The organism is Pseudomonas sp. NPDC087803 (assembly GCF_044742995.1).
Classification (GTDB): Bacteria; Pseudomonadota; Gammaproteobacteria; order Pseudomonadales; family Pseudomonadaceae; genus Aquipseudomonas.
Genome location: NZ_JBIUVO010000012.1, coordinates 1 through 22,072, shown reverse-complemented (window position 1 = coordinate 22,072; position 22,072 = coordinate 1). Strand labels below are relative to the sequence as shown.

The 22,072-nt window shown below is 61.9% G+C and carries 23 protein-coding genes; 11 read left to right on the top strand and 12 right to left on the bottom strand.

What is annotated here, in order from left to right; all coding sequences use genetic code 11:
* Positions 1–7: 7 nt before the first annotated feature.
* Complete coding sequence (locus tag ACIOUG_RS10045) at positions 8–1,315, bottom strand: CitMHS family transporter (RefSeq protein WP_007954069.1); 1,308 nt, start codon at positions 1,313–1,315, stop codon at positions 8–10.
* 323 nt (positions 1,316–1,638) lie between these two features.
* Here ACIOUG_RS10045 and ACIOUG_RS10040 point away from each other — a divergent pair, with 323 nt between their 5' ends.
* Positions 1,639–2,040: a GFA family protein gene (locus ACIOUG_RS10040; protein WP_401064867.1), complete on the top strand. Its 402-nt coding sequence runs from the start codon at positions 1,639–1,641 to the stop codon at positions 2,038–2,040.
* A 12-nt stretch (positions 2,041–2,052) separates the two neighbouring features.
* Here ACIOUG_RS10040 and ACIOUG_RS10035 read toward each other — a convergent pair whose 3' ends face one another.
* The gene (locus tag ACIOUG_RS10035) at positions 2,053–2,379 is read right to left on the bottom strand and encodes a DOPA 4,5-dioxygenase family protein (protein ID WP_401064865.1); all 327 of its coding nucleotides are present in this window, start codon (positions 2,377–2,379) and stop codon (positions 2,053–2,055) included.
* A gap of 83 nt (positions 2,380–2,462) precedes the next feature.
* On the opposite strand from ACIOUG_RS10035, the gene ACIOUG_RS10030 reads away from it, so the two are divergent.
* On the top strand, positions 2,463–3,128 hold the full coding sequence (locus ACIOUG_RS10030; protein WP_401064863.1) for an NAD(P)-dependent oxidoreductase: 666 nt from the start codon (positions 2,463–2,465) through the stop codon (positions 3,126–3,128).
* A gap of 71 nt (positions 3,129–3,199) precedes the next feature.
* On the opposite strand, the gene ACIOUG_RS10025 is transcribed toward ACIOUG_RS10030, so the two are convergent.
* A complete protein-coding gene (locus tag ACIOUG_RS10025) occupies positions 3,200–4,150 on the bottom strand; it encodes a choline sulfate utilization transcriptional regulator (RefSeq protein WP_401064860.1) in 951 nt (316 codons plus the stop codon).
* A gap of 114 nt (positions 4,151–4,264) precedes the next feature.
* Between ACIOUG_RS10025 and betC the strand changes: the two genes are divergently transcribed.
* The 3 genes from betC to ACIOUG_RS10010 all read left to right on the top strand — a co-directional run bounded on the left by betC (position 4,265) and on the right by ACIOUG_RS10010 (position 8,477).
* Positions 4,265–5,779 (top strand): choline-sulfatase, encoded by a 1,515-nt coding sequence (gene betC / locus ACIOUG_RS10020; RefSeq protein WP_401064858.1) that lies wholly within the window; start codon positions 4,265–4,267, stop codon positions 5,777–5,779.
* A 16-nt stretch (positions 5,780–5,795) separates the two neighbouring features.
* Complete coding sequence (gene choX / locus ACIOUG_RS10015; protein ID WP_338800425.1) at positions 5,796–6,716, top strand: choline ABC transporter substrate-binding protein; 921 nt, start codon at positions 5,796–5,798, stop codon at positions 6,714–6,716.
* Positions 6,717–6,908: 192 nt separating this feature from the next.
* Positions 6,909–8,477, top strand: a complete 1,569-nt coding sequence (locus ACIOUG_RS10010; RefSeq protein WP_401064856.1) for a SulP family inorganic anion transporter — start codon at positions 6,909–6,911, stop codon at positions 8,475–8,477.
* 115 nt (positions 8,478–8,592) lie between these two features.
* Here ACIOUG_RS10010 and aroE read toward each other — a convergent pair whose 3' ends face one another.
* On the bottom strand, positions 8,593–9,414 hold the full coding sequence (aroE, locus tag ACIOUG_RS10005) for a shikimate dehydrogenase (protein WP_401064853.1): 822 nt from the start codon (positions 9,412–9,414) through the stop codon (positions 8,593–8,595).
* A gap of 9 nt (positions 9,415–9,423) precedes the next feature.
* Entirely contained in the window at positions 9,424–10,338 is a 915-nt protein-coding gene (gene hemF, locus ACIOUG_RS10000; protein ID WP_401064850.1) for an oxygen-dependent coproporphyrinogen oxidase, read from the bottom strand.
* Positions 10,339–10,501: 163 nt separating this feature from the next.
* Between hemF and ACIOUG_RS09995 the strand changes: the two genes are divergently transcribed.
* Positions 10,502–11,479 carry an NADPH:quinone reductase gene (locus tag ACIOUG_RS09995; protein ID WP_401064848.1) on the top strand — a complete coding sequence of 326 codons (978 nt, stop codon included), beginning with the start codon at positions 10,502–10,504 and terminating at the stop codon, positions 11,477–11,479.
* A gap of 66 nt (positions 11,480–11,545) precedes the next feature.
* On the opposite strand, the gene ACIOUG_RS09990 is transcribed toward ACIOUG_RS09995, so the two are convergent.
* The 4 genes from ACIOUG_RS09990 to ACIOUG_RS09975 all read right to left on the bottom strand — a co-directional run bounded on the left by ACIOUG_RS09990 (position 11,546) and on the right by ACIOUG_RS09975 (position 15,279).
* Complete coding sequence (locus tag ACIOUG_RS09990; protein ID WP_401064845.1) at positions 11,546–12,220, bottom strand: hypothetical protein; 675 nt, start codon at positions 12,218–12,220, stop codon at positions 11,546–11,548.
* Between the two features lie 240 nt (positions 12,221–12,460).
* Complete coding sequence (locus ACIOUG_RS09985) at positions 12,461–13,018, bottom strand: L-threonylcarbamoyladenylate synthase (RefSeq protein ID WP_401064843.1); 558 nt, start codon at positions 13,016–13,018, stop codon at positions 12,461–12,463.
* A gap of 55 nt (positions 13,019–13,073) precedes the next feature.
* Complete coding sequence (dprA, locus tag ACIOUG_RS09980; protein WP_401064841.1) at positions 13,074–14,171, bottom strand: DNA-processing protein DprA; 1,098 nt, start codon at positions 14,169–14,171, stop codon at positions 13,074–13,076.
* 82 nt (positions 14,172–14,253) lie between these two features.
* On the bottom strand, positions 14,254–15,279 hold the full coding sequence (locus ACIOUG_RS09975) for a LysM peptidoglycan-binding domain-containing protein (RefSeq protein ID WP_401064840.1): 1,026 nt from the start codon (positions 15,277–15,279) through the stop codon (positions 14,254–14,256).
* A gap of 159 nt (positions 15,280–15,438) precedes the next feature.
* Between ACIOUG_RS09975 and def the strand changes: the two genes are divergently transcribed.
* The 5 genes from def to ACIOUG_RS09950 all read left to right on the top strand — a co-directional run bounded on the left by def (position 15,439) and on the right by ACIOUG_RS09950 (position 20,152).
* A complete protein-coding gene (gene def, locus ACIOUG_RS09970; protein WP_095667927.1) occupies positions 15,439–15,945 on the top strand; it encodes a peptide deformylase in 507 nt (168 codons plus the stop codon).
* A 57-nt stretch (positions 15,946–16,002) separates the two neighbouring features.
* Complete coding sequence (gene fmt, locus ACIOUG_RS09965; RefSeq protein WP_401064838.1) at positions 16,003–16,962, top strand: methionyl-tRNA formyltransferase; 960 nt, start codon at positions 16,003–16,005, stop codon at positions 16,960–16,962.
* A complete protein-coding gene (gene rsmB / locus ACIOUG_RS09960; RefSeq protein WP_401064837.1) occupies positions 16,959–18,269 on the top strand; it encodes a 16S rRNA (cytosine(967)-C(5))-methyltransferase RsmB in 1,311 nt (436 codons plus the stop codon). The genes fmt and rsmB overlap by 4 nt, the downstream gene beginning before the upstream one ends.
* Before the next feature lie 22 nt (positions 18,270–18,291).
* Positions 18,292–19,668, top strand: a complete 1,377-nt coding sequence (gene trkA, locus ACIOUG_RS09955) for a Trk system potassium transporter TrkA (protein WP_401064835.1) — start codon at positions 18,292–18,294, stop codon at positions 19,666–19,668.
* Between the two features lie 169 nt (positions 19,669–19,837).
* Complete coding sequence (locus tag ACIOUG_RS09950; protein WP_401064833.1) at positions 19,838–20,152, top strand: tetratricopeptide repeat protein; 315 nt, start codon at positions 19,838–19,840, stop codon at positions 20,150–20,152.
* Position 20,153: 1 nt separating this feature from the next.
* Here ACIOUG_RS09950 and ACIOUG_RS09945 read toward each other — a convergent pair whose 3' ends face one another.
* The 3 genes from ACIOUG_RS09945 to ACIOUG_RS09935 form a co-directional block, all read right to left on the bottom strand.
* Positions 20,154–20,393, bottom strand: a complete 240-nt coding sequence (locus ACIOUG_RS09945) for a PilZ domain-containing protein (protein WP_401064832.1) — start codon at positions 20,391–20,393, stop codon at positions 20,154–20,156.
* 110 nt (positions 20,394–20,503) lie between these two features.
* Positions 20,504–21,391: a lysophospholipid acyltransferase gene (locus tag ACIOUG_RS09940; RefSeq protein ID WP_401064830.1), complete on the bottom strand. Its 888-nt coding sequence runs from the start codon at positions 21,389–21,391 to the stop codon at positions 20,504–20,506.
* A 40-nt stretch (positions 21,392–21,431) separates the two neighbouring features.
* On the bottom strand, positions 21,432–21,989 hold the full coding sequence (locus tag ACIOUG_RS09935) for a DNA-3-methyladenine glycosylase I (RefSeq protein WP_401064827.1): 558 nt from the start codon (positions 21,987–21,989) through the stop codon (positions 21,432–21,434).
* Between the last annotated feature and the right edge of the window lie 83 nt (positions 21,990–22,072).

Genomic DNA, 22,072 nt, shown 5'->3' with positions numbered 1-22,072 from the left:
AGTGCCGTTACAACGTGCTGAACAGCGGGAAAGTCCCCAGCAGCAAGGCGGCCACCAGTATGCACAGGCAGACCAGCACTGCCCACTTCAGGGTGAAACGCTGGTGATCACCGAACTCGATACCGGCCAGCGCCACCAGCAGGTACGTCGACGGCACAAGCGGACTGAGCAAGTGGACGGGCTGACCGACGATCGAGGCACGGGCCATTTCCACCGCGGTGATGCCGTAATGGCTGGCCGCTTCGGAGAGCACCGGCAACACGCCGTAGTAGAACGCGTCGTTCGACATGAAGAAGGTGAACGGCATGCTCACCAGCGCCGTGATCACCGCCAGGTACGGCCCGAGGAAGTCCGGAATCACTGCCAGCAGACTTTTCGACATGGCGTCGACCATGCCGGTTCCGGACAGGATACCGGTGAAGATACCCGCAGCGAAAATCAGACTGACCACCGACAGCACGCTGCCGGCGTGGGCCGCAACGCGATCCTTCTGCATTTGCAGGCATGGGTAGTTGACGATCATCGCGATGCTGAACGCCACCATGAACAGCACCGGCAGCGGCAGCAGGCCGGCGATCAGCGTGCACATCAGCGCCAGGGTCAGCAGGCCGTTGAACCAGATCAGCTTCGGGCGGCGGGCATCGGGGAACTGCGACACGCTGATTTCACTGTGATCGATTTCGTCGCCGATCAGGTGCAGTTCGCCCAGACGCGCACGCTCACGTTTGCCGTAGAAGTAGGCAATGATCAGGATCGCCACCACACCGGCGGCCATCGCCGGGATCATCGGCACAAAGATGTCCGACGGGTCCACATGCAGCGCACTGGCGGCACGAGCGGTCGGGCCGCCCCACGGGGTCATGTTCATTACGCCGCCGGCGAGGATGATCAGACCGGCCATGATCCGCGGGCTCATGCCGATGCGGCTGTACAGCGGCAGCATGGCGGCCACGCAGATCATGTAAGTGGTCGCGCCATCACCATCGAGGGAAACGACGAGCGCCAGCACGGCGGTACCGACCGAAACTTTCAACGGGTCGCCCTTGACCAGTTTGAGGATCTTGCGCACGGCCGGGTCGAACAGGCCGGAGTCGATCATCAAGGCGAAGTACAGAATGGCGAACATCAGCATCACGCCGGTCGGCGCAAGCTTGGTAATACCTTCGAGCATCATCGGGCCGATCTTCGGCGCGAAACCACCGAACAGGGCGAACAGGATCGGGATGATGATCAGGGCGATCAGCGCAGACAGGCGCTTGGTCATGATCAGGAACATGAACGTGATGACCATGGCAAAGCCAAGGAAAGTCAGCATGGGAATACTCCAGGCGTAGCGCGGCTAATTGAGTGAGCGGATCGGAGGGGATCAGCGCAGAACGGGAAGCACGAGACGCACGGGCGGAGTTTCAGCGAGAAGGCGGGCTACAGAGGACATCAGAATCACCATTGTTGTTGTTAATTGGGCCTGGCGTGCGAGCGATCACACGCGTTGGCCAACCGGTCTGTTGCCGGTAGTGGCGGCGATCCTAATCGGGCAACCTTTCAGCTACCTTTCGCTGACGAAAGCTTCGGGCGAATGGCCAACCGGCCGTCGGATGCGACTAGAGTCAATCATTTCGGGGACGAGAGGGCAGGAGCATGGGTGAAATGCACAGCGGCGGCTGCCACTGCGGACACATCCGTTATCAGTTCAGCGGGCCATTGCAGGACATCGCCCACTGCCACTGCTCGATCTGCCGCAAGGTCAGTGGCGGGATCGTGATCACATGGATCACGCTGCCGGCGGCGAACTTCCAGTGGCTCGCCGCCACGCCCTCGCGCTATGACTCGTCGAGCAGTTGCGCGCGGTATTTCTGCCCGCGTTGTGGCGCGCAGCTGGCGCTGGTGACGCAGCTCAGCCCTGAGAGTATTGACCTGACCATCGCCACGCTGGATCACCCGGAGCTGGCGCCGGCCGAGCGGCATATCTGGACCGACAGCCAATTGCCCTGGCTGCACCTGGACGAACATCTGCCAGGCGAGCCTGAAGAAACTCTGTAGGCAAAAGCCTGATCAAAAAATAGACAGATCCAGCGGCCGCATCGCGCCCATCCAGATCGCATGCTCGGTGTGATCGAGCAGATCGTCGCCGGTATCCGGGTGGAGGAACACCACCAGGCCCTTGCGATTGAGCGCCAGCCACGGCAGCACCTCGCCGATCAGCTCCGGGCCGAAAGCCAGTTGGCAGCTCCAGTCCGGGTGCGGACCGACCGGGCGCTCATGGACGCGGCCCATCTTCAATGGAAACAACTGCGCCGCCTGTTCACACAAGGCGCGCGCCTGATCGATGGTGTCGGCGTCGAAATAGACGTGGGCGTGATAGCCATTGATTGCTTGCATCGGAAAGCCTCTGAATCGGTTCGAACCCTCGGTGCAGGCTGCATGTCACACGCCATACAAGGGACAACAAAAAGGATTCAGCCATGAAGAATGCCGAAACCCCAATGGTAAAAGTGGTGCTCTATGGTGCCATGGCCAGCCTGGGTGCTGCGTTGATGGCTGAATTGCTGCGACGGCAGCACGAAGTCATCGCGATTCTCGACGATTTGAACGTACTCGCGCCACGGCCCGGCCTGCGCACCAAAAGCGGCGATCTGTTCGATGCCGAGCGAGTCAAGCAAAGCGTAGCGGGCAGCTCGGCGGTGATCTGTCTGCTTGATGCACCGGGGTTGCCATTCAGCAGCGATCATGTGGAAAGGTCCGTGGTGCTCGGCCCGGTGGAACAGGTGCTGGCAGTCGATGCATTGGTCGACGGCCTGCAAGCGGCCAATGTTTCACGGCTGTTTCTGGTGGGGAATTTTGCCGTGCTTGACGAACCGGAGCTGGATGACGGACTGCAACGCCACGCCGCCGAAGAAATCCGCGAGGCCCTGCAAAGCAGTCCGCTGCAGTGGACACTGGTGAATGCGCCGCACGGGGTGGCGGGGCTGACCATCGAGCATTTCAGCCAGGTCGGCGGCAATCTCGAGCCGGGGCTGGCGGAGCCGCTGGAACGGCTGAACCGGGTCGCGGTGGGGATTGCCGATGAGCTGCGGTTGAATCTGCATGTGGGGCAGCATGTGAATTTTGTCGCGACGTCGGGTATGTAAGTCGGGTATGTAAAAAGATCGCAGCCTTCGGCAGCTCCTACATTTGGAATGCGGCTGCGATCTTTTGCTGCTTACACCGCAATCGACGGCAGCGCCACCCCGGCGAGGGATTCGGCACTGCTGGCCTGCTCGGCCATCAACCATTCGACAAACTGCTGAATCAACGCGCCCCGGCGTTTGCGTTGCGGCAGCACCACGTAATACCCCAGACGCGACAACGTGGTCTCGGCAATCGGCCGACAGAGCAAGCCTTGGCTCAGCAAGTTATCCACAAGGTGGCGCCAGCCGATGGCTACGCCCTGACTGCCAATCGCCGCTTGAATCAACAGCGTGTAATTGTCGAAACGCAATTGCCCCGGTGCTGGCGGGGTGCTGATGCCCAATTCGCGAAACAGCCCGCTCCAGTCAAACCAGTTGCTGCTGTTTTCCCCGCGCAGATGCAGCAGCGGCAACTCCAGCAACGCTTGGGCAGGCAAGGGTAGGGCGCGCTCCTTGAGCAGTTGCGGGCTGCACACCGGAAACACTTCTTCGCTGAATAGCCAATGGCTCTCGCCCTGCTTGAAACGCCCATCACCGAACAACACCGCAACATCAATGTCGGTGCGCAGCATGTTGTGGTTGCGCTCGCTGGTGACCAGGCTGACATCGACGTTCGGGTTGGCTTCGTGGAAGCGGTGCAGGCGCGGCATCAGCCAGTAGGCGGCGAAGGCGAAGTCGGTGGCGACCTGCAACACCTCATGTTGTTGCTGCGTGCTGATCGCGCTCAATCCTGCGTCGATATTCTGCAAACCGAGCTGAACCTGCTCGAACAGGATCGTCCCGCCCTCGGTCAGTTCGATGCCGCGGTAAATCCGGTCAAACAGCCGCGCGCCCAGTTGTTCTTCCAAACGCTTGATCTGCTGGCTGATCGCCGGCTGCGTGGTGCCCAGCTCCACCGCCGCCGCGGTAAAGCTGCGATGGCGCGCCGCCGCCTCGAAGGCGCGCAACAGGTCGAGGGACAGATTGCCGAGGGCTTCATACATAAGCTGTGCTTATCCTAGTCATTGTCCGGCGCGGGCTTTACCAGACAGAACATGGACTCCATGCTCGATCGCAGCAATGTCGCATAAATATTCACTATGGAATGCCGCGATCACATGAAGCGCAAGAACATTCTCTTCATCATGGCCGATCAAATGGCCGCGCCAATGCTGCCGATCTACGGCCCGTCGCCGATCAAACTGCCGAATCTTTCGCGCCTCGCCGCTCAGGGCGTGGTGTTCGATGCCGCGTACTGCAACAGCCCGTTGTGCGCGCCGTCGCGCTTCACCCTGGTCAGCGGCCAGCTGCCGAGCAAGATTGGCGCCTACGACAACGCCGCCGATTTCCCCGCTGACATTCCGACCTACGCCCATTACCTGCGCCGCCTCGGCTACCGCACCGCGCTGTCGGGCAAGATGCATTTCTGCGGCCCGGATCAATTGCACGGCTACGAAGAGCGCCTGACCAGCGACATTTACCCGGCCGATTACGGCTGGGCGGTGAACTGGGACGAGCCGGAGGTGCGCCCGAGCTGGTATCACAACATGTCGTCGGTGCTCCAGGCCGGGCCGTGCGTGCGCACCAACCAGCTCGACTTCGATGAAGAGGTGGTGTTCAAGGCACAGCAATACCTGTTCGACCACATTCGCGAGGACGGCGACCAGCCGTTCTGCCTGACCGTGTCGATGACTCACCCACACGACCCGTACACGATTCCCAAGGCGTTCTGGGATTTGTATGACGATGGCGACATCCCGTTGCCGACCACCCCGGAGCAAGATTCCCTCGATCCACACTCGCAACGCCTGCTCAAGGTCTACGACCTGTGGGACAAACCGCTGCCTGTGGATAAGATCCGAGATGCACGCCGTGCTTACTTCGGCGCGTGCAGCTATATCGATGCCAACGTCGGCAAACTCCTGCAAACCCTCGAAGATACCGGGCTGATCGACGACACCATCATTGTGTTCTCCGGCGACCACGGCGACATGCTTGGCGAGAAAGGCCTCTGGTACAAAATGCACTGGTTCGAGATGGCCGCCCGAGTGCCGCTGTTGATCAGCGCTCCGGGGCAGTTCGCTGCCGGCCGGGTCAGCGCTGCGGTGTCCACTGCCGACCTGGTGCCGACCTTTGTCGAACTGGCTGGCGGCAGCCTGGAGCTGAACTTGCCGCTGGACGGCCGCTCGCTACTGACGCATCTGCAAGGGCAGGGCGGGCATGACGAAGTGTTCGGCGAATACATGGCGGAAGGCACGGTCAGCCCGCTGATGATGATCCGGCGCGGCGCCTACAAATTTATCTACAGTGAAAGCGACCCGTGCCTACTCTTCGATGTGCACAACGATCCGCGTGAACTCGAAGAACTCAGCCAGTCAGCGCAACATCGCCGGCTGTTCGACGATTTTCTCGCCGAAGCGCGGGCCAAGTGGGACATCCCGGCGATTCACCGCGAGGTGCTCGCCAGCCAGCGTCGCCGCCGATTTGTTGCCGATGCCCTGACCATCGGCAAGCTGAAGAGCTGGGATCACCAGCCGCTGGTGGACGCCAGTCAGCAGTACATGCGCAACCACATCGACCTCGACGATCTGGAGCGCAAGGCCCGTTATCCACAACCCTGCCAAAACCAATAATGTTAAGGGGAAGTCCATGCGCAAGTTATCCACAGCACTGACAATTGGCCTGCTGGCACTGGGCAGCGCTTCGGCATTTGCCGAGCAAAGCTGCGAAACGGTGAAGATGGCCGACCCGGGGTGGAGCGACATCGCCGCGACCAACGCCATCGCCGGGTTTCTGCTGGACGGCATGGGTTACAAAGCCAAGGTCGACACCCTCGCGGTGCCGATCACCTTCGGTGGTTTGAAGGACGGTCAGGTGGATGTATTTCTCGGCAACTGGATGCCGGCGCAGCAGGGCTTCTACGACAAGTTCGTCGCTACCGGTGACGTCACGCAACTGGCGAAGAACCTCGACGGCACCGAGTTCACCCTGGCGGTGCCCGACTACGTGTGGGACGCCGGCGTGCATGACTTTGCCGACCTGAACAAATACGCCGACAAGTTCGACAAGAAGATCTACGGCATCGGCTCCGGTGCGCCCGCGAACATCTCGCTGCAGGAAATCATCAAGAAGAACGACTTCGACCTCGGCCAGTGGAAGCTGATCGAATCCAGCGAACAGGCGATGCTCGCCGAAGTGTCGCGGGCAGTGAAGAAGCAGAAATTCGTCACCTTCCTCGGCTGGACCCCGCACCCGATGAACGTGCAGTTGAAGATGCATTACCTCAAGGGCGGCGAGAAGTATTTCGGCGACACCGGCAGCGTCTACACCCTGACTCGCAAGGGCTACGCCGAGGCCTGCCCGAATGTGGGCAAGTTGCTGACCAACCTGGCGTTCACCCAGGACATGGAAAACAGCATCATGGCCGAGGTGGTGAACAAGAAAGTCAGCAATGCCGATGCGGTGAAGGCCTGGATCAAGGCCAATCCGGCGGTGCTGGACAAGTGGCTGGAGGGGGTGAAGACCGTCGATGGCAAGGATGCGTTGCCTGCGGTAAAGGCCAAGCTCTGACGCTTTCTTGTGGCGAGGGAGCTTGCTCCCGCTGGAGTGCGCAGCGCTCCCAATCGGGCTGACTGGGTATTCGCAGACAAACCGGGCAGTCTGGTTTGCGACTGCTTCGCAGCCGAGCGGGAGCAAGCTCCCTCACCACAGTGATTGGCGCGTCCTGATAACCTTGCATAAACCCACACACCGCGAGGACCCATGGCCCTGCCCAGTCGCCACTCACTCTTCCCTTTCCTGACCTGGCTGCCCCGGCAAACCCGCGCCAGCGTCGGCCGGGATCTGGTCGTTGGCCTGAGCGGTGCGATTCTCGCGTTGCCGCAGTCGATCGCCTACGCGCTGATCGCCGGCCTGCCGCCGGAGTATGGTCTTTACGCCGCGATCATCCCGGTGCTGATTGCCTGTCTGTGGGGTTCGTCGTGGCACCTGATCTGCGGCCCGACTGCAGCGATTTCGATTGTGCTGTATGCCAGTGTCAGTCCCTTGGCCGTGCCGGCGTCGCAGGACTACATCACGCTGATTCTGCTGCTGAGCTTTCTTGCGGGAATTTTCCAGTGGCTGCTCGGCCTGCTGCGCTTCGGCGCGCTGGTGAATTTCGTCTCGCATTCGGTGGTGCTCGGCTTCACCCTCGGCGCGGCAGTGGTGATTGCCATCGGCCAGTTGCCGAATCTGCTGGGGCTGGATCTGCCGGCGAAAGCCACGGCGCTGGCCAGCTTGATGGACCTGCTGCAGCACCTGCGGGCTGTGGATAAACCTTCACTGATATTGGGCGTGGCCACGGTGCTGGTCGGTTTTGTGCTCAAACAACTGCTGCCGCGCTGGCCGACCCTGTTGATAACCCTGGTGCTGGGCAGTGCGGTGGTGTGGTTGTGGCCGTCGATGTTCGGCCATGTGCATCGGGTCAGCGCCTTTGTCGGGCGCTTGCCGCCGTTCAGTGCGCTGCCGCTGGATCTCGATCTGGTCCTGCGTTTGCTACCGAGCGCCGTGGCGGTGGGCATGCTCGGGCTGGTCACCAGCCTGTCGATTGCCCGTTCGATTGCCGCGCGCTCCCAGCAGTTGCTTGATGCCAATCAGGAAGTCCGTGCGCAGGGTTTGTCGAACATCGTCGGGGCGTTCTTTTCAGGCTCGTTGTCCGCCGGCTCGTTCACCCGTTCCGGCCTGAGTTACGAGGCCGGTGCCTGCTCGCCGCTGGCCGGGGTGTTTTCGGCGATCTGGGTCGCGCTGTTCGCGATTTTTGGCGCCGGGCTGATTTCGCACATCCCCATTCCGGCGATGGCCGGAAGCATTCTGCTGATCGCCTGGGGGCTGGTGGATCATCGCGGGATTCGTTCGTTGCTGCGGGTCAGCCGCGCCGAGTTCGTGGTCATGGCGCTGACCTGTCTCGCTACCCTGCTGCTGGAATTGCAGACGGCGATTTACGCCGGGGTGTTGGCCTCGCTGTTCTTCTACCTCAAGCGCACCTCGCAACCGCGGGTGCAGCATTGGCGCGACGGCGAGGAGGACGTGCTGCGGGTCGGCGGCTCGATCTTCTTCGGCGCCAGCCATTACCTGCAAGTGCGCCTGCAACGGTTGCACGGTACGCGGGTGGTGATCGAGGCGCAGCAGATCAACTTCATCGATTATTCGGGGGTGGAGATGCTGCATCAGGAGGCGCGGCGCCTGCTGCGTCAGGATCGCAGCCTGACCCTGCGCCGGGCGCGGCCGCAGGTGGTGGAAGAACTGAGGAAGTTGGAAGGGCCGGAGAAATGCCCGATCCGGTTTGAGGATTGATCCAACAAACACCGCATACCTCTGTAGGAGTGAGCCTGCTCGCGATAGCGGAGTATCAGTTGAAACATTTGTCTCTGACACTCCGCTATCGCGAGCAGGCTCACTCCTACAAGGGTTACTGCGCTAGTTGGCGGCGCAGTTCGGCGAGCACCGGCGCCGTATCCGGACGCACCCCGCGCCACAGGAAAAACGCCTCGGCAGCCTGCTCAGCCAGCATCCCCAGACCATCCATCGACACCGCCGCGCCATGCTCACTGGCCCAACGGCAGAACGCAGTCGGCTCCTTGCCGTACATCATGTCGTAGCACAGGGTCTGGCCCGAATCGATCAGGCTCCGCGCAATCGGCGGCACGTCGCCGGTGAGACTGGCGGAGGTTGCGTTGATGATCACGTCCACCGGCTCCTGCAACCAGTCGAACCCACTGGCCGACACCGGCCCCAGATCACAGAACAACTCGGCCAGCAGCTCGGCCTTGTCCACCGTGCGGTTGGCGATGATCACCGACGCCGGCTTCTCGGCCAGCAACGGCTCCAGCGCGCCACGCACCGCGCCGCCAGCGCCGAGCAGCAGGATGCGTTTGCCGGTCAGGCTGAACCCGGCATTCACCGTCAAGTCGCGCACCAGTCCGGCACCGTCGGTGTTGTCACCGAGCAACGAGCCGTCGGCCAGTTTGCTCAGGGTGTTCACCGCACCGGCCCGCTGTGCCCGGGCGGTCAGGCTGTTCGCCAGACGGTAGGCCTCTTCCTTGAACGGCACCGTGACGTTGGCGCCGCGACCGTCCTGGAAGAACGCCATGGCGCAGCCAGTAAAGTCGTCGAGTGGCGCCAGCAGGGTGCTGTAGTCGAGGCGCTGACCGGTCTGCTCGGCGAACAGTTTGTGAATCATCGGCGACTTGCTGTGGCCGATTGGGTTACCGAAAACGACGTAACGATCCATCAGCAGTCCTCAGGCCTGGGCCAACCAGTCGCGGTCTTGCAGGAAGTAGTCGGTCAGGCGTGCTTCTTCGCTGCCGGGTTCGGCCTTGAAGTCATAGGCCCAGCGCACTTGCGGCGGCAACGACATAAGGATCGACTCGGTACGTCCGCCCGATTGCAGGCCGAACAGCGTGCCACGGTCGTAGACCAGGTTGAACTCAACGTAACGGCCACGGCGGAATTCCTGGAATTCGCGCTGCTGTGCGGTGAACGCATCGTTCTTGCGGCGCTGCACGATGGGCAGGTAGGCGTCGATGTAGGCATCACCGATGGCGCGCATGAAGGCGAAACTGGTGTCGAAGTCCCACTCGTTCAGGTCATCGAAAAACAGACCGCCGATGCCACGCGGTTCGTGGCGATGCTTGATGTGGAAATAGGTGTCGCACCACGCCTTGTAGCGCGGGTAGACGTCCGCACCGAACGGCGCGCAGGCCTGCTCGGCGACGCGGTGCCAGTGGATGCAGTCTTCTTCGTTGCCGTAATACGGGGTCAGGTCGAAGCCGCCGCCGAACCACCAGACCGGCTCTTCACCTTCCTTCTCGGCGATGAAAAAGCGCACGTTGGCGTGGGACGTCGGCACATGCGGGTTGTGCGGGTGAATCACCAGCGACACGCCGAGAGCTTCAAAGCCGCGACCTGCCAGTTCCGGACGGTGGGCGCTGGCCGACGGCGGCAGACCGCTGCCGAACACGTGGGAAAAGTTGACACCGCCCTTTTCGATCAGCGTACCGTTCTCGATCACGCGGGTACGACCGCCACCGCCGGCAGGCCGGGTCCAGGCGTCTTCGACGAAGCGCGTGCCGCCGTCTTCGGTTTCCAGCGCCGCGCAGATGCGGTCTTGCAGGTCGAGCAGATAGGCCTTTACGGCATCGGTGCGGGTCGTCATGGCTTCACCTTGAATCAGGGGCATCACTACGCGGCGCCCCGCAGGCGGGGGTGGCGCAAATGGGCGCGTAGCATAACACCGCAGGCGCGCGCGCCGCAGTTGACGAAGATCAAGCATGGGAGTTGGATAGGGGGCTTACAAAAGACCCAAGGAGAGCAGGCAGATGGCAAAGCGTATCCAGTTCCGCGCCCACGGCGGTCCCGAAGTACTCGAGTTGGTTGACTACGAACCCGCCGCGCCCGGCCCGAATCAGGTGCGGGTGGCAAACAAGGCGATCGGCCTGAACTTCATCGACACCTATTTCCGCAGCGGTCTGTATGCCCCGCCAGCCTTGCCGTCCGGCCTGGGCGCGGAAGGCGCCGGCATCGTCGATGCGGTGGGCAGCGACGTCACCCGGTTCAAGGTCGGTGATCGCGTGGCGTATGGCAGCGGGCCGTTGGGTGCCTACAGTGAGTTGCACGTGCTGCCCGAAGCCAATCTGGTGAAACTGCCGGACGAAATCAGCTTCGAAACCGCCGCCGGGGTGATGCTCAAGGGCCTGACCGTGCAGTACCTGCTGCGCCAGACCTATGAACTCAAGGGTGGCGAAACCATTCTGTTCCACGCCGCTGCCGGGGGGGTCGGCTCGCTGGCCTGCCAATGGGCCAAGGCCCTGGGCGTGAAACTGATCGGTACCGTCAGTTCGAAGGAGAAAGCCGAACTGGCCAAGGCCAACGGTGCCTGGGCAACCATCGATTACAGCCACGAGAACGTGGCAGAGCGGGTGCTGGAGCTGACCGACGGCAAAAAAGTCCCGGTGGTGTACGACGGCGTCGGCAAAGACACCTGGCTGACCTCGCTCGACAGCATCTCGCCGCGCGGACTTCTGGTGAGCTTTGGCAACGCCTCCGGTGCGGTGGACGGGGTCAATCTGGGGATTCTCTCGGCCAAGGGCTCGCTGTACGTGACCCGGCCAACCCTGGCGACCTACGCCAACAACGCCGAAAACCTGCAGCGCATGGCCGACGAGCTGTTCGAGATGATCATCAGCGGCAAGATCAAGGTGGACATCAGCCAGCGTTATCCACTGGCTGACGCGGCGAAGGCGCAAACCGAACTCTCGGCGCGGCGCACCACCGGTTCGACCATCCTGCTGCCCTGAAGCAGCCTTCGGCGCCTTGTCAGCCACGGTTGCAAAACCATGGCTGACAAGGCAGTTCAAACCCATTCAGAACCTCGACGGATGACACGCCAACGGTTTTTGCACCAGGTGGCCAACCGTGGCGTGATCCGGCTGTTGAACCGCCGCAAGGATTTGCCGCCACTCGGCTGACAGCACCCAGTAATCGCCGCGTGCGCGCTGGTCGATGTGCAGGGCATTGGACGCGATCGGCATCAGGCCGAAGCGCTGGAAAAAGCGCAACTGTTGCGTTCTGCACAACGCGGTCACCCCCTGATAGCCGCGTTTTATCGCCCACTCGGCAGCGGCCGCCAGCAGACCGTTGACCGCGATGGGCAACTGATTGGGCGTGTACGAGATCAGGCGGCTGAATTCGACATGGCGCGACAGCGCCACCGTGGGCGAAACGTGTTGCTGCGCCAGCGATACCCATTCGAACGGTGTCGGAGTCGCCCTCAATACCGCCAACAGTTGATCGTGTCGATACAGCAGAAAGTGGGTACTGCGCGCCTTTATCGCCAGTTTGCTTTCGAGCATCCGCGCCCGTGAAGTCAGCATGTAATGCTGCAGCCGAAGCCGAAATTGCCGATCAACAAACCGGTCGAACTCCTGGGTATCCGCCCCCGCTTCAAGCATCACGATGCGACAACCCTCATGGTGACTCTTCAACGTCACCTGAAGCGTCTGCAGGTAATCCGTGAGTTGCAAATTCGTAGTGTCCATTCTTTCTCCGCAGACCTTAACTTATCGAAGTGTTTCGAGTGCAGGGAAAGGATGGTTGCTTTTGGCAATTCCGCCACGCCAGAAAGTCTGATAATCAGGTGGGAAAAGTCAATGAATCCGGGGGCTTGGCGACTTTTCCGACACAAGGAAAAGCGTCATTGCAGGATAAATCGCAGACACGCGTAGTCCTCCTCGCCATCAAGGCGAGGAAGACTCACGGTAAAGGTTTTCGACGCAGGATCAGTCGGGACGGATGACCTTGCCGGTTGCCAGATCACGGATCACGCTGGGGTTCTTGCGCCCACCCAGTTGCCCGCCGAGGATCAGATCGATCTGCCCACGGAAATACTGCTCGACGCGCAGCCGCGTGCGCGCCGCCGGCCGCCCCTGCGGGTTGGCCGAGGTCGAGATCAACGGCCCGACCATCGAGCACAGATCCCGCACCTGCGGATGATCGCTGACCCGCAGCGCCACGGTGTCATGCACGCCTGTCACCCATTCCGGCAACAGGTTCTGATGCGGCACCAGCCAGGTGTTCGGCCCCGGCCAGGTACTGGCCATGCGGTCGAGCCACTCTTGCGGGAAGTCTTCGAACAGGAAGTCGAACTGGCGAATGTTGTCGGCGATCAGGATCAGGCCTTTGTCCACCGAACGGTTCTTGATCGCCAGCAGCCGATCCACTGCCTCTTCGTTCCACGGGTCGCAACCCAGCCCCCAGACGGCTTCGGTTGGATAGGCAATCACCGCCCCGGCGCGAATTTCTCGTGCGGCTTGTTGCACACGCCAACTGTTGACCATGAAAAAACTCTCCGCAAACAGGTTTTGCGCAGTTTACCGATCTTCCCCGTAAAACCTAGCGTGTCCTCGCCAGCCAGCGACCGTTTTCACACACTGCGCGACCGTCCATTTCCAGTTCGGTCAGGGCTGCAAGGACTTTGGGCAAGGCCCAGCCGCTGCTGTCGACCAAGGCTTCGCTGGTGTGCGGCGCGGCGTGCAGCAGGGCGAGCAACGGATGCCCGGCATCCGGCGGGTCTGTGGATAACGGCAAATGCTGCCAGCCACGCAGGGCTTCGAGGATGTGTTCGATGGTTTCCACCAACACCGCACCGTCGCGGATCAGTTGATGGCAGCCGCGCGCACCGGGATGATGGATCGAGCCGGGAATCGCGTACACCTCACGGCCCTGCTCCGCCGCCAGCCTGGCAGTGATCAGTGAACCACTGGCGACACTCGCCTCGACCACCAGCACGCCGAGGGACAATCCGCTGATGATCCGGTTGCGCCTGGGGAAGTTGCTCGCGGTCGGACCGGCGTCGAGCGGAAACTCCGAAAGCACCGCGCTGCCGGAGGCAATCATCGCCTCGGCCAGTCGACGATTACGCTGTGGATAAAAATTTTCCAGACCGGTGCCGAGGACACCGACGGTTTGCCCACCGACGTCCAGCGCCGCCTGATGTGCCGCCGCATCAATACCCAGCGCCAGCCCACTGGTGATGATAAAACCGGCTCCGGCCAGACTGCGGGAAAACGCCGCAGCGGTGTCCATCCCCGGACGTGAAGCACGGCGACTGCCGACCATCGCCAGTTGCGGTTTTTCCAGAATCAGCGGATCGCCGGCGGCGAACAACAGCGGTGGTGGGTCAGGGATCTGCGCCAGCAGCGCCGGGTAATCCGCCTGGTCCAACATCAACAGATGCTGGCCGGGCCGCTCTAGCCAGCGCAATGCATGGCTGGCGCCGTCGCGCACTTGCGGGCTGCGCCGGGCTTCGGCCGCCGCCGCCGGCAAACCCAGCGCACGCCAGGCACTGGCCGGCGCACTGATGGCTTTTGACGCCGAGCCGAAGGCTTCAAGCAATTTGGCAAAACGTCTCGGGCCGATTTCCGGCAATCGGTGCAGGCGCAAACGCGCTTCCAGTTCCGCAGGGGAAACCGGCGTACAGGCAGACAGCATCGTGGATCATCCTTGATCGTTATAAGTCCCGAACCATTCGGAACAAGCTGTGGATAACTCTGTTGGTAACTTGTTAAGCCTGCTAAGGATTTCGCACCTTGTCGAGCACCGCCAGCGAGCGCGATGCGTTGAGTACCAGGCCGTAACTGAGTTTGTCGTAGGTGCGGAATACCATCAGCAACCCGGCCCGTTCGTCAGGAATTTTCAGTGGCTGGCCGGTGATCCGATCGCGCACGGTTTCCCCGGTTTTCATCACCACCAGCACATTGCCTTCGGCGAGGCCGTCGCGCTTGCCCTTGTTCAGGGTCACCACGTCCATCACGCCGATCTGCGTGACGCCGCGCGGCACGTCGATGATCAGGCCATTGATGCTGGTGCTCGGCGCGCTGGGCATGAAGGTTGAATTGATCGAGCGCTCTTCGCCGCTGAACAGTCGGTCGCCCAGGCGCACTTCCTGGGTGGTGCGTTGCAGGGCGAGGGTGGCGACATCACCCTCGGTGGCGACGATTTCACCGCCGCCGATATCGTCGGCGTTGATCCCGAGAAATTCCTTGGTCTGCGGATCGGTGTAGACCTTGCCCTGACGGAAGATGCCGTACACCGGCTGATTCGGGTCGAAGTGGCCACGGGCGAAGATCCGGTCGCCGGTGCCACTGAGTACGCGCTCGGCGTCACCGGCGACGATGTACGGCGCCTTGTCGAAGTCCTCGACCTTGTCGACGATGCGGTTGCTCAGCAGAAAGCTGTTGATCGATTTCAGCGGAATGCTCGGGATTGCCTCGGCCACCGGGCTGGTGCGGATGCGTGGCGACAGCTTGATGGTGCCCCGTGACTCGCCGCGACTGAGGGTCAGTTGCGGCTGGCCGTTGACGTAACTGAGCGTCAGCGTGTCGCCGGGGTAGATCAGGTTGGGGTTTTCAATTTGCGGATTGGCCCGCCACAGCTGTGGCCAGTGCCAGGGCTCGCGCAGGTATTTGCCGGAAATGTCCCAGAGTGTGTCTCCCGAAACCACCGTGTATTGCTGTGGAAAACCATCCCTGAGTTGCACTTGCCCTTGTGCTGCCGCGGCCGAAGCCAGAAGCAGCAGGGCGAGTAGTGTTTTCCTCATGCAGCGAATCCCTTTATCATGTGCGTTCGCGTGAACCGTCAGAGCCCCCGTGGCTCGCTACTGCAAATTGCATTAGCTACGCTTCACAACGGTAGCCTGCATCTTCGGACCTGCCAGGCCATCGACCCGACTTTACTCAATACGTGCAGCAATCAGCCTATGGCCATTTTAAACATCCTCGAATTCCCGGACCCGCGTCTGCGTACTATCGCCAAGCCTGTGGCTGTAGTGGACGACGAAGTGCGTCAGTTGGTCGATGACATGTTTGAAACAATGTATGAAGCGCCGGGCATCGGCCTCGCCGCGACCCAGGTCAACGTGCACAAACGTATCGTCGTGATGGACCTTTCCGAAGACCGCACCGAACCCCGGGTGTTCATCAACCCCGAGTTCGAATCGCTGACCGACGAGATGGATCAGTACCAGGAAGGCTGCCTCTCGGTGCCGGGCTTCTACGAAAACGTCGACCGCCCGCAGAAGGTCAGAATCAAGGCGCTGGACCGCGATGGCCAGCCTTACGAACTGATCGCCGAAGGCCTGCTCGCGGTGTGCATCCAGCACGAATGCGACCACCTCAACGGCAAGTTGTTCGTCGATTACCTGTCCACGCTCAAACGCGACCGGATCAAGAAGAAACTGGAAAAGCTGCATCGCCAGAACGCTTGATGCCCCTCTTCAAAGGCTTGCTGCGGCAAGCCTTTTTCTTTTTATGAGACTCCCTTCATGACTGAGCCACTGCGCATCGTTTTTGCCGGTACCCCGGAATTTGCCGCCGAACACCTCAAGGCCCTGCTGAACAGCCCTTACGAGATCGTTGCGGTGTATACCCAACCGGATCGTCCGGCCGGTCGGGGGCAAAAACTGATGCCGAGCCCGGTCAAACAGTTGGCCCTGGAAAATAATATCCAGGTGTTGCAGCCGCCGACCCTGCGCAACGCTGACGCTCAAGCCGAGCTGGCCGCGCTGAAACCGGACTTGCTGGTGGTGGTCGCCTACGGCCTGATCCTGCCGCAAGCGGTGCTGGATATTCCGCGTCTGGGCTGCATCAACAGCCACGCCTCCCTGCTGCCACGCTGGCGCGGTGCGGCGCCGATCCAGCGCGCCGTGGAACACGGTGATGCCGAAAGCGGCGTGACCGTGATGCGCATGGAAGCCGGCCTCGACACCGGGCCGATGCTGCTCAAGGTCGTGACCCCGATCAGTGCCGACGACACGGGCGGCACGCTGCACGACCGTCTCGCCGAAATGGGCCCGCCCGCCGTGGTCCAGGCGATTGCCGGCCTGGCCGCTGGAACCCTCGAAGGCGAAGTGCAGAACGACGAGCTCGCCACCTACGCCCACAAACTGAACAAGGACGAAGCGCGCCTCGACTGGAGCCGTCCCGCGGTTGAGCTGGAGCGTCTGGTGCGTGCCTTCAATCCATGGCCGATCACCCACAGCACCCTCAACGGCGAAGCGCTGAAGGTATTGGCCGCGACGCTGGCGGACGGCAAAGGCGCCCCGGGTGCAATCCTCAGCGCCAGCAAGGACGGCCTTATCGTCGCCTGCGGTGAGCAGGCGCTGTGCCTGACCCGTCTGCAACTGCCCGGCGGCAAGGCCCTGAACTTCAGCGACCTGTTCAACAGCCGCCGCGAGAAATTCGCCGTCGGCACCGTGCTCGGCGCCGTGGTGGACGCGCAATGAACCCGCGTCTGGCTGCCGCCAAGGCACTCGCCGCCGTGCTCAGCGGCAAGGCTTCGCTGAACAGCTCCCTGCCGACGCAACTGGACAAGGTCGAAGACCGTGATCGCGGCTTCACCCAGGATCTGGCGTTCGGCACCGCACGCTGGCAGCCACGGCTGTCGGCGCTGGCGGAAAAACTTTTGCAGAAGCCATTCAAGGCTGCCGACGCCGATGTCGAGGCGCTGCTGCTGGTCGGTCTCTATCAACTGCTCTACACCCGCGTGCCGCCGCACGCGGCCATCGGCGAAACCGTCGGTTGCGCCGACAAGCTGAAAAAGCCCTGGGCCAAGGGTCTGCTCAACGCCGTGCTGCGCAATGCCCAGCGCGAAAGCGAGACGATTTTCGCCGAGCTGGAGCGCGATCCGGTGGTACGTACCGCCCACCCGCGCTGGCTGCAAAAATCCCTGAAAGCCTTCTGGCCGGAACAATGGGAAGCGATCTGCGCCGCGAATAACGCGCACCCGCCGATGATCCTGCGGGTCAACCGCCGGCATCACAGCCGCGACGCCTACCTCGGCTTGATCAGCGACGCCGGCATCGCGGCCACGCCCTGCGTCTATAGCCGCGACGGCATCGTCCTTGAGGCCGCTGCCGATGTGCGCAGCCTGCCGGGTTTTGCTGAAGGCTGGATCAGCGTGCAGGACGAAGCCGCGCAACTGGCCGCCGATCTGCTCGATCTGGCGCCGGGCCAACGGGTGCTCGACGCCTGCTGCGCCCCCGGCGGCAAGACCTGTCACATCCTTGAAGCCGAACCGGCGCTGGCCGGCGTGGTGGCGGTGGATCTGGAAGCCAAGCGTCTGGTGCGGGTAAAGGAGAACCTTGAGCGGTTGGGCCTGAGCGCAGAGCTGATCGCCGCCGACGGTCGCGATACCGCCGCGTGGTGGGACGGCAAGCCGTTCCAGCGCATTCTGCTCGACGCGCCGTGCTCGGCCACCGGGGTGATCCGCCGTCATCCGGACATCAAGCTGACCCGTCAGGCCGACGACATCGCTGCCCTCGCGCAACTGCAAGGCGAACTGCTCGACGCCCTGTGGAAAACCCTCGAAGTCGGCGGCATCCTGCTCTACGCCACCTGCTCGACCTTGCCGACCGAGAACACCGAAGTCATCGCCGCGTTCCTTGAGCGCACCCCCGGCGCCCGCGAGCTGGATCTGGCCACCACCGCCGGGATCAAACAGCCCCATGGTCGCCAATTGCTGGCCCAGCAGGGCGGGCATGACGGGTTCTACTACGCCAAGCTGATCAAGATCGCTGCCGCGCGCGGCTAAACGGATTCAATGGAGTGACTGGATGAAAATCATCATCCTCGGTGCGGGGCAGGTCGGCGGTTCGCTGGCTGAACACCTGGCGAGCGAAGCCAACGACATCACCGTGGTCGACACCGACGGCGAACGCCTGCGCGACCTCGGCGACCGTCTCGACATCCGCACCATTCAGGGCCGCGGCTCGCTGCCGTCGGTGCTGCGTCAGGCTGGCGCCGACGATGCCGACATGCTGGTGGCGGTGACCAACAGCGACGAGACCAATATGGTCGCCTGTCAGGTCGCCCATACGCTGTTCCACACCCCGACCAAGATCGCCCGGGTGCGCGAAGCGTCCTACCTCAATCGCGAAGAACAGCTGTTCCAGAACGACGCGATTCCGGTCGACGTGCTGATCAGCCCCGAGCAGGTGGTGACCAACTACATCAAGCGCCTGATCCAGCATCCGGGCGCGCTGCAAGTAATCGACTTCGCCGAAGGCCAGGCGCAACTGGTGGCGGTGCGTGCCTATTACGGCGGCCCGCTGGTAGGTCAGCAACTGCGCCAGTTGCGCGAGCACATGCCGAATGTCGAAACTCGCGTGGCTGCAATTTTCCGTCGCGACCGACCGATCCTGCCGCAAGGCGACACGGTGATCGAGGCCGATGACGAAGTCTTCTTCATCGCTGCCCGTGAGAATATTCGCGCGGTGATGAGCGAAATGCGCCGTCTCGACGAAACCTACAAGCGCATCGTGATTGCCGGTGGCGGGCAGATCGGTGAGCGCCTGGCCGAGGCCATCGAAAGCCGCTATCAGGTGAAGATCATCGAGATGAACCCGGCACGCTGCCGCTATCTCTCCGACACCCTCGACAGCACCGTGGTGCTGCAGGGCAGCGCCTCGGACCGAGATCTGCTGCTGGAAGAGAACATCGCCGACGCCGACATCTTTCTCGCGCTGACCAACGATGACGAAGCCAACATCATGTCGTCGCTGCTGGCCAAACGGCTGGGCGCGAAGAAGGTGATGACGATCATCAACAACCCGGCTTACGTCGACCTGATCCAGGGCGGCGACATCGACATCGCCATCAGCCCGCAACTGGCGACCATCGGCACCTTGCTGGCCCACGTACGCCGTGGCGATATCGTCAGCGTGCACTCACTGCGCCGGGGCGCGGCGGAAGCCATCGAGGCGATTGCCCACGGTGATGCGAAGTCGAGCAAGGTCATCGGCCGGCCGATCGAAAAAATCGGCCTGCCGCCGGGCAGCACGATTGGCGCGATCATCCGCAACGAAGAAGTGATCATCGCCCACGACGATACGGTGATCGAAACCGGTGACCATGTGATTCTGTTCCTTGTGGATAAAAAACATATCCGCGATGTGGAGAAGCTGTTTCATGTGGGTCTCAGCTTCTTCTGATCCTGAATGAGCGGTGCCTTCATTGGCCCCATCGCTGGCAAGCCAGCTCCCACAGGTTTTTCGGTTGTTCACAAATGTGATGTGCACCCGAGATCCTTGTGGGAGCTGGCTTGCCAGCGATGGCGGCACCGCAGATCTTTCTGACGCGCACTAGAAAAGGAACCCACCCATGCTCGAATCCCTGGAAAAAATGCTCGCCAAGGGTGTGGATAACTCGTTGCTGCGCTTCGGCCTCGGCAAGGGTTATCTGGATTTTGGGGAGCACGCCAAAGCCGCCGAACATTTCCAGCGCTGTGTCGGCTTCGACCCGAAGTACTCGGCAGCGTGGAAGCTATTGGGCAAGGCGCACCTCGCACTGGGCGATCACGCCGCCGCGCGGCAGGCATGGGAACAAGGTATGGAAGCCGCCCGCGCCCATGGCGACAAGCAGGCGGAGAAGGAAATGACGGTGTTTCTGAAGAAGCTCGACCGTCAGGGGCAATAGGCTAGAGATAGCGCAGGCCGATGCCCTCGGCATCCACCGTCACCACTTCCATTCGCACCCGTGGCGCGCCGGTGGGCAAGTCCTGCACTTGCCCGTAAACCACAGCGCCCTTGGGCAATGACGTCAGACGCGGATGCTGCACATATACGCCGGTGGCAGAGAGATTGCGCGTCTGGCCCAGGCATTCGCCGAAGCTGTCGTGGGTGATCTTGATGCGGAAGGATTTGCGTTGTTCGGACATCTTCATGCGCCCTTGAATGAACGAGGCTGTGGATAAGCCGCAGGAGCGAGATCAACAGATCGCAGCCTGCGGCAGCTCCTACAGGTTATCCACAGAGTGTGCCAACTTGCTCAGTACCAGCGTTCTTCGCCGGGTGGGCGCTTCTTGAAGCGTTTCATGCTCCACATGTACTGGCTTGGGTAGGCTGCCACGTAGCGCTCGACCACTTTGCTCATGGCCGCGCAGGATTCCTCGGTATCGGTGCTGTACATGGCTTCTGGCGCCGCTTCGAGGATCACTTTGTAGCCGGAACCGTCCGTCAGGCGCAGCGCGTGGAGGAACACGCCGACCGCTTTGCCACCGGCGAGCATGTTCGGCACGAATTTGCTGGTCAGCGCCTGAGTGGCGAAGAACGGCACGAAGATCCCGGCGGATTCGGCCGGTTCCGGGTCGGCCGGAATGCCCACTGCACCACCTTTGCGCACTTCCTTGATGACGCTGAGGATGCCTTCCTTGGTGGAAGCGGCGACTTTGTTGCCCAGTTGCACGCGTTGTTTGCGCAGCAACTCATCCACCGCCTTGAGCTTCGGCGGGCGGTAGAAGATGATCGGTTTGCACTGGCTGCAATAGAAGTGGTTGAGCACTTCCCAGTTGCCGAGGTGGCTGGTGATGCCGACCACGCCTTTACCCGAGGCCAGCGCCTCCTTGAGGATGTCGAGGCCTTCGACTTCGCGCACCAGGTCGATGGAGCGCTGGGCCGGCCAGATCCACGCGCAGGCGCTTTCGGTCAGGGATTTGCCGATGTCTTTCAGGCTCTGGCCAACCAGGCGCTCGCGCTCGGCCGGGTCCATCTGTGGAAAACATTTGGAAAGGTTGATCCGCACCACGTCGCGCGAGCGGTTGGGGGTTTTCCACATGATCCAGCCAATCGCCGAACCCACGGCCTGCACGGCCCGCCATGGCAGCAGGGCAAACAGCCGCAGAGCGCCTACCAGCAAGGCGCCTTTAAACTTTTCCACAGGTCACTCCTGATTTTGTGCTGTGCGCGAGGCGGCCATTCTAACCGCCGTTGACCAACTGCGCGTAGCGGTCGCAGTCCTGGGTGTGATCCATGACCATGCCCGAGGCCTGCATCAACGCGTAGCAAATGGTCGGGCCGACGAAGGTGAAGCCGGCCTTTTTCAGGGCCTTGCTCATTGCCAGCGCTTCGGGGGTGATCGCCGGGACTTCACTGCGATCCTTGAAATGATTGATGATCGGTTGGTCGCCAACGAACGACCAGAGGAAGCCCACCGGGTCTTCCAGCGCCAGCCAGGCCTGGGCATTGCGCCGGGCGGCATTGAGTTTGAGGCGATTGCGGATGATCCCCGGATCGAGCATCAATTCAGCGATTTCCGCGTCGCTCATCTGCGCCACGCGCTGCACGTCGAAGCCGTACAACACCTCGCGGTAACGCTCGCGTTTGCGCAGTACGGTGATCCACGACAGCCCGGCCTGGAACCCTTCGAGCAAAAGCAACTCGAACAAACCCTGCGCATCGCGTAGCGGCGTGCCCCACTCCTGATCGTGATAAGCCATGTACAGCGGATCTTCGGTACACCAAAAGCAGCGTGGCATAAGGCTCCAGGTTGTGTAGGTGCGACTGAATGGTGTATACTCCGGCTATTTATATGGGATCCCAATAAACAGGTGAATTTCGT

Coding starts and splice junctions, on each gene's coding strand:
- ACIOUG_RS09950 (WP_401064833.1), top strand. CDS start 19,838: ATGCTCGAATCCCTGGAAAAAATGCTCGCCAAGGGTGTGGATAACTCG.
- ACIOUG_RS10030 (WP_401064863.1), top strand. CDS start 2,463: ATGAAGAATGCCGAAACCCCAATGGTAAAAGTGGTGCTCTATGGTGCC.
- def (WP_095667927.1), top strand. CDS start 15,439: ATGGCCATTTTAAACATCCTCGAATTCCCGGACCCGCGTCTGCGTACT.
- betC (WP_401064858.1), top strand. CDS start 4,265: ATGAAGCGCAAGAACATTCTCTTCATCATGGCCGATCAAATGGCCGCG.
- ACIOUG_RS09985 (WP_401064843.1), bottom strand. CDS start 13,018: ATGGTCAACAGTTGGCGTGTGCAACAAGCCGCACGAGAAATTCGCGCC.
- rsmB (WP_401064837.1), top strand. CDS start 16,959: ATGAACCCGCGTCTGGCTGCCGCCAAGGCACTCGCCGCCGTGCTCAGC.
- ACIOUG_RS09935 (WP_401064827.1), bottom strand. CDS start 21,989: ATGCCACGCTGCTTTTGGTGTACCGAAGATCCGCTGTACATGGCTTAT.
- ACIOUG_RS09995 (WP_401064848.1), top strand. CDS start 10,502: ATGGCAAAGCGTATCCAGTTCCGCGCCCACGGCGGTCCCGAAGTACTC.
- choX (WP_338800425.1), top strand. CDS start 5,796: ATGCGCAAGTTATCCACAGCACTGACAATTGGCCTGCTGGCACTGGGC.
- ACIOUG_RS10040 (WP_401064867.1), top strand. CDS start 1,639: ATGGGTGAAATGCACAGCGGCGGCTGCCACTGCGGACACATCCGTTAT.
- ACIOUG_RS10035 (WP_401064865.1), bottom strand. CDS start 2,379: ATGCAAGCAATCAATGGCTATCACGCCCACGTCTATTTCGACGCCGAC.
- ACIOUG_RS10045 (WP_007954069.1), bottom strand. CDS start 1,315: ATGCTGACTTTCCTTGGCTTTGCCATGGTCATCACGTTCATGTTCCTG.
- ACIOUG_RS09975 (WP_401064840.1), bottom strand. CDS start 15,279: ATGAGGAAAACACTACTCGCCCTGCTGCTTCTGGCTTCGGCCGCGGCA.
- trkA (WP_401064835.1), top strand. CDS start 18,292: ATGAAAATCATCATCCTCGGTGCGGGGCAGGTCGGCGGTTCGCTGGCT.
- aroE (WP_401064853.1), bottom strand. CDS start 9,414: ATGGATCGTTACGTCGTTTTCGGTAACCCAATCGGCCACAGCAAGTCG.
- ACIOUG_RS09945 (WP_401064832.1), bottom strand. CDS start 20,393: ATGTCCGAACAACGCAAATCCTTCCGCATCAAGATCACCCACGACAGC.
- hemF (WP_401064850.1), bottom strand. CDS start 10,338: ATGACGACCCGCACCGATGCCGTAAAGGCCTATCTGCTCGACCTGCAA.
- ACIOUG_RS10025 (WP_401064860.1), bottom strand. CDS start 4,150: ATGTATGAAGCCCTCGGCAATCTGTCCCTCGACCTGTTGCGCGCCTTC.
- fmt (WP_401064838.1), top strand. CDS start 16,003: ATGACTGAGCCACTGCGCATCGTTTTTGCCGGTACCCCGGAATTTGCC.
- ACIOUG_RS09990 (WP_401064845.1), bottom strand. CDS start 12,220: ATGGACACTACGAATTTGCAACTCACGGATTACCTGCAGACGCTTCAG.
- ACIOUG_RS10010 (WP_401064856.1), top strand. CDS start 6,909: ATGGCCCTGCCCAGTCGCCACTCACTCTTCCCTTTCCTGACCTGGCTG.
- dprA (WP_401064841.1), bottom strand. CDS start 14,171: ATGCTGTCTGCCTGTACGCCGGTTTCCCCTGCGGAACTGGAAGCGCGT.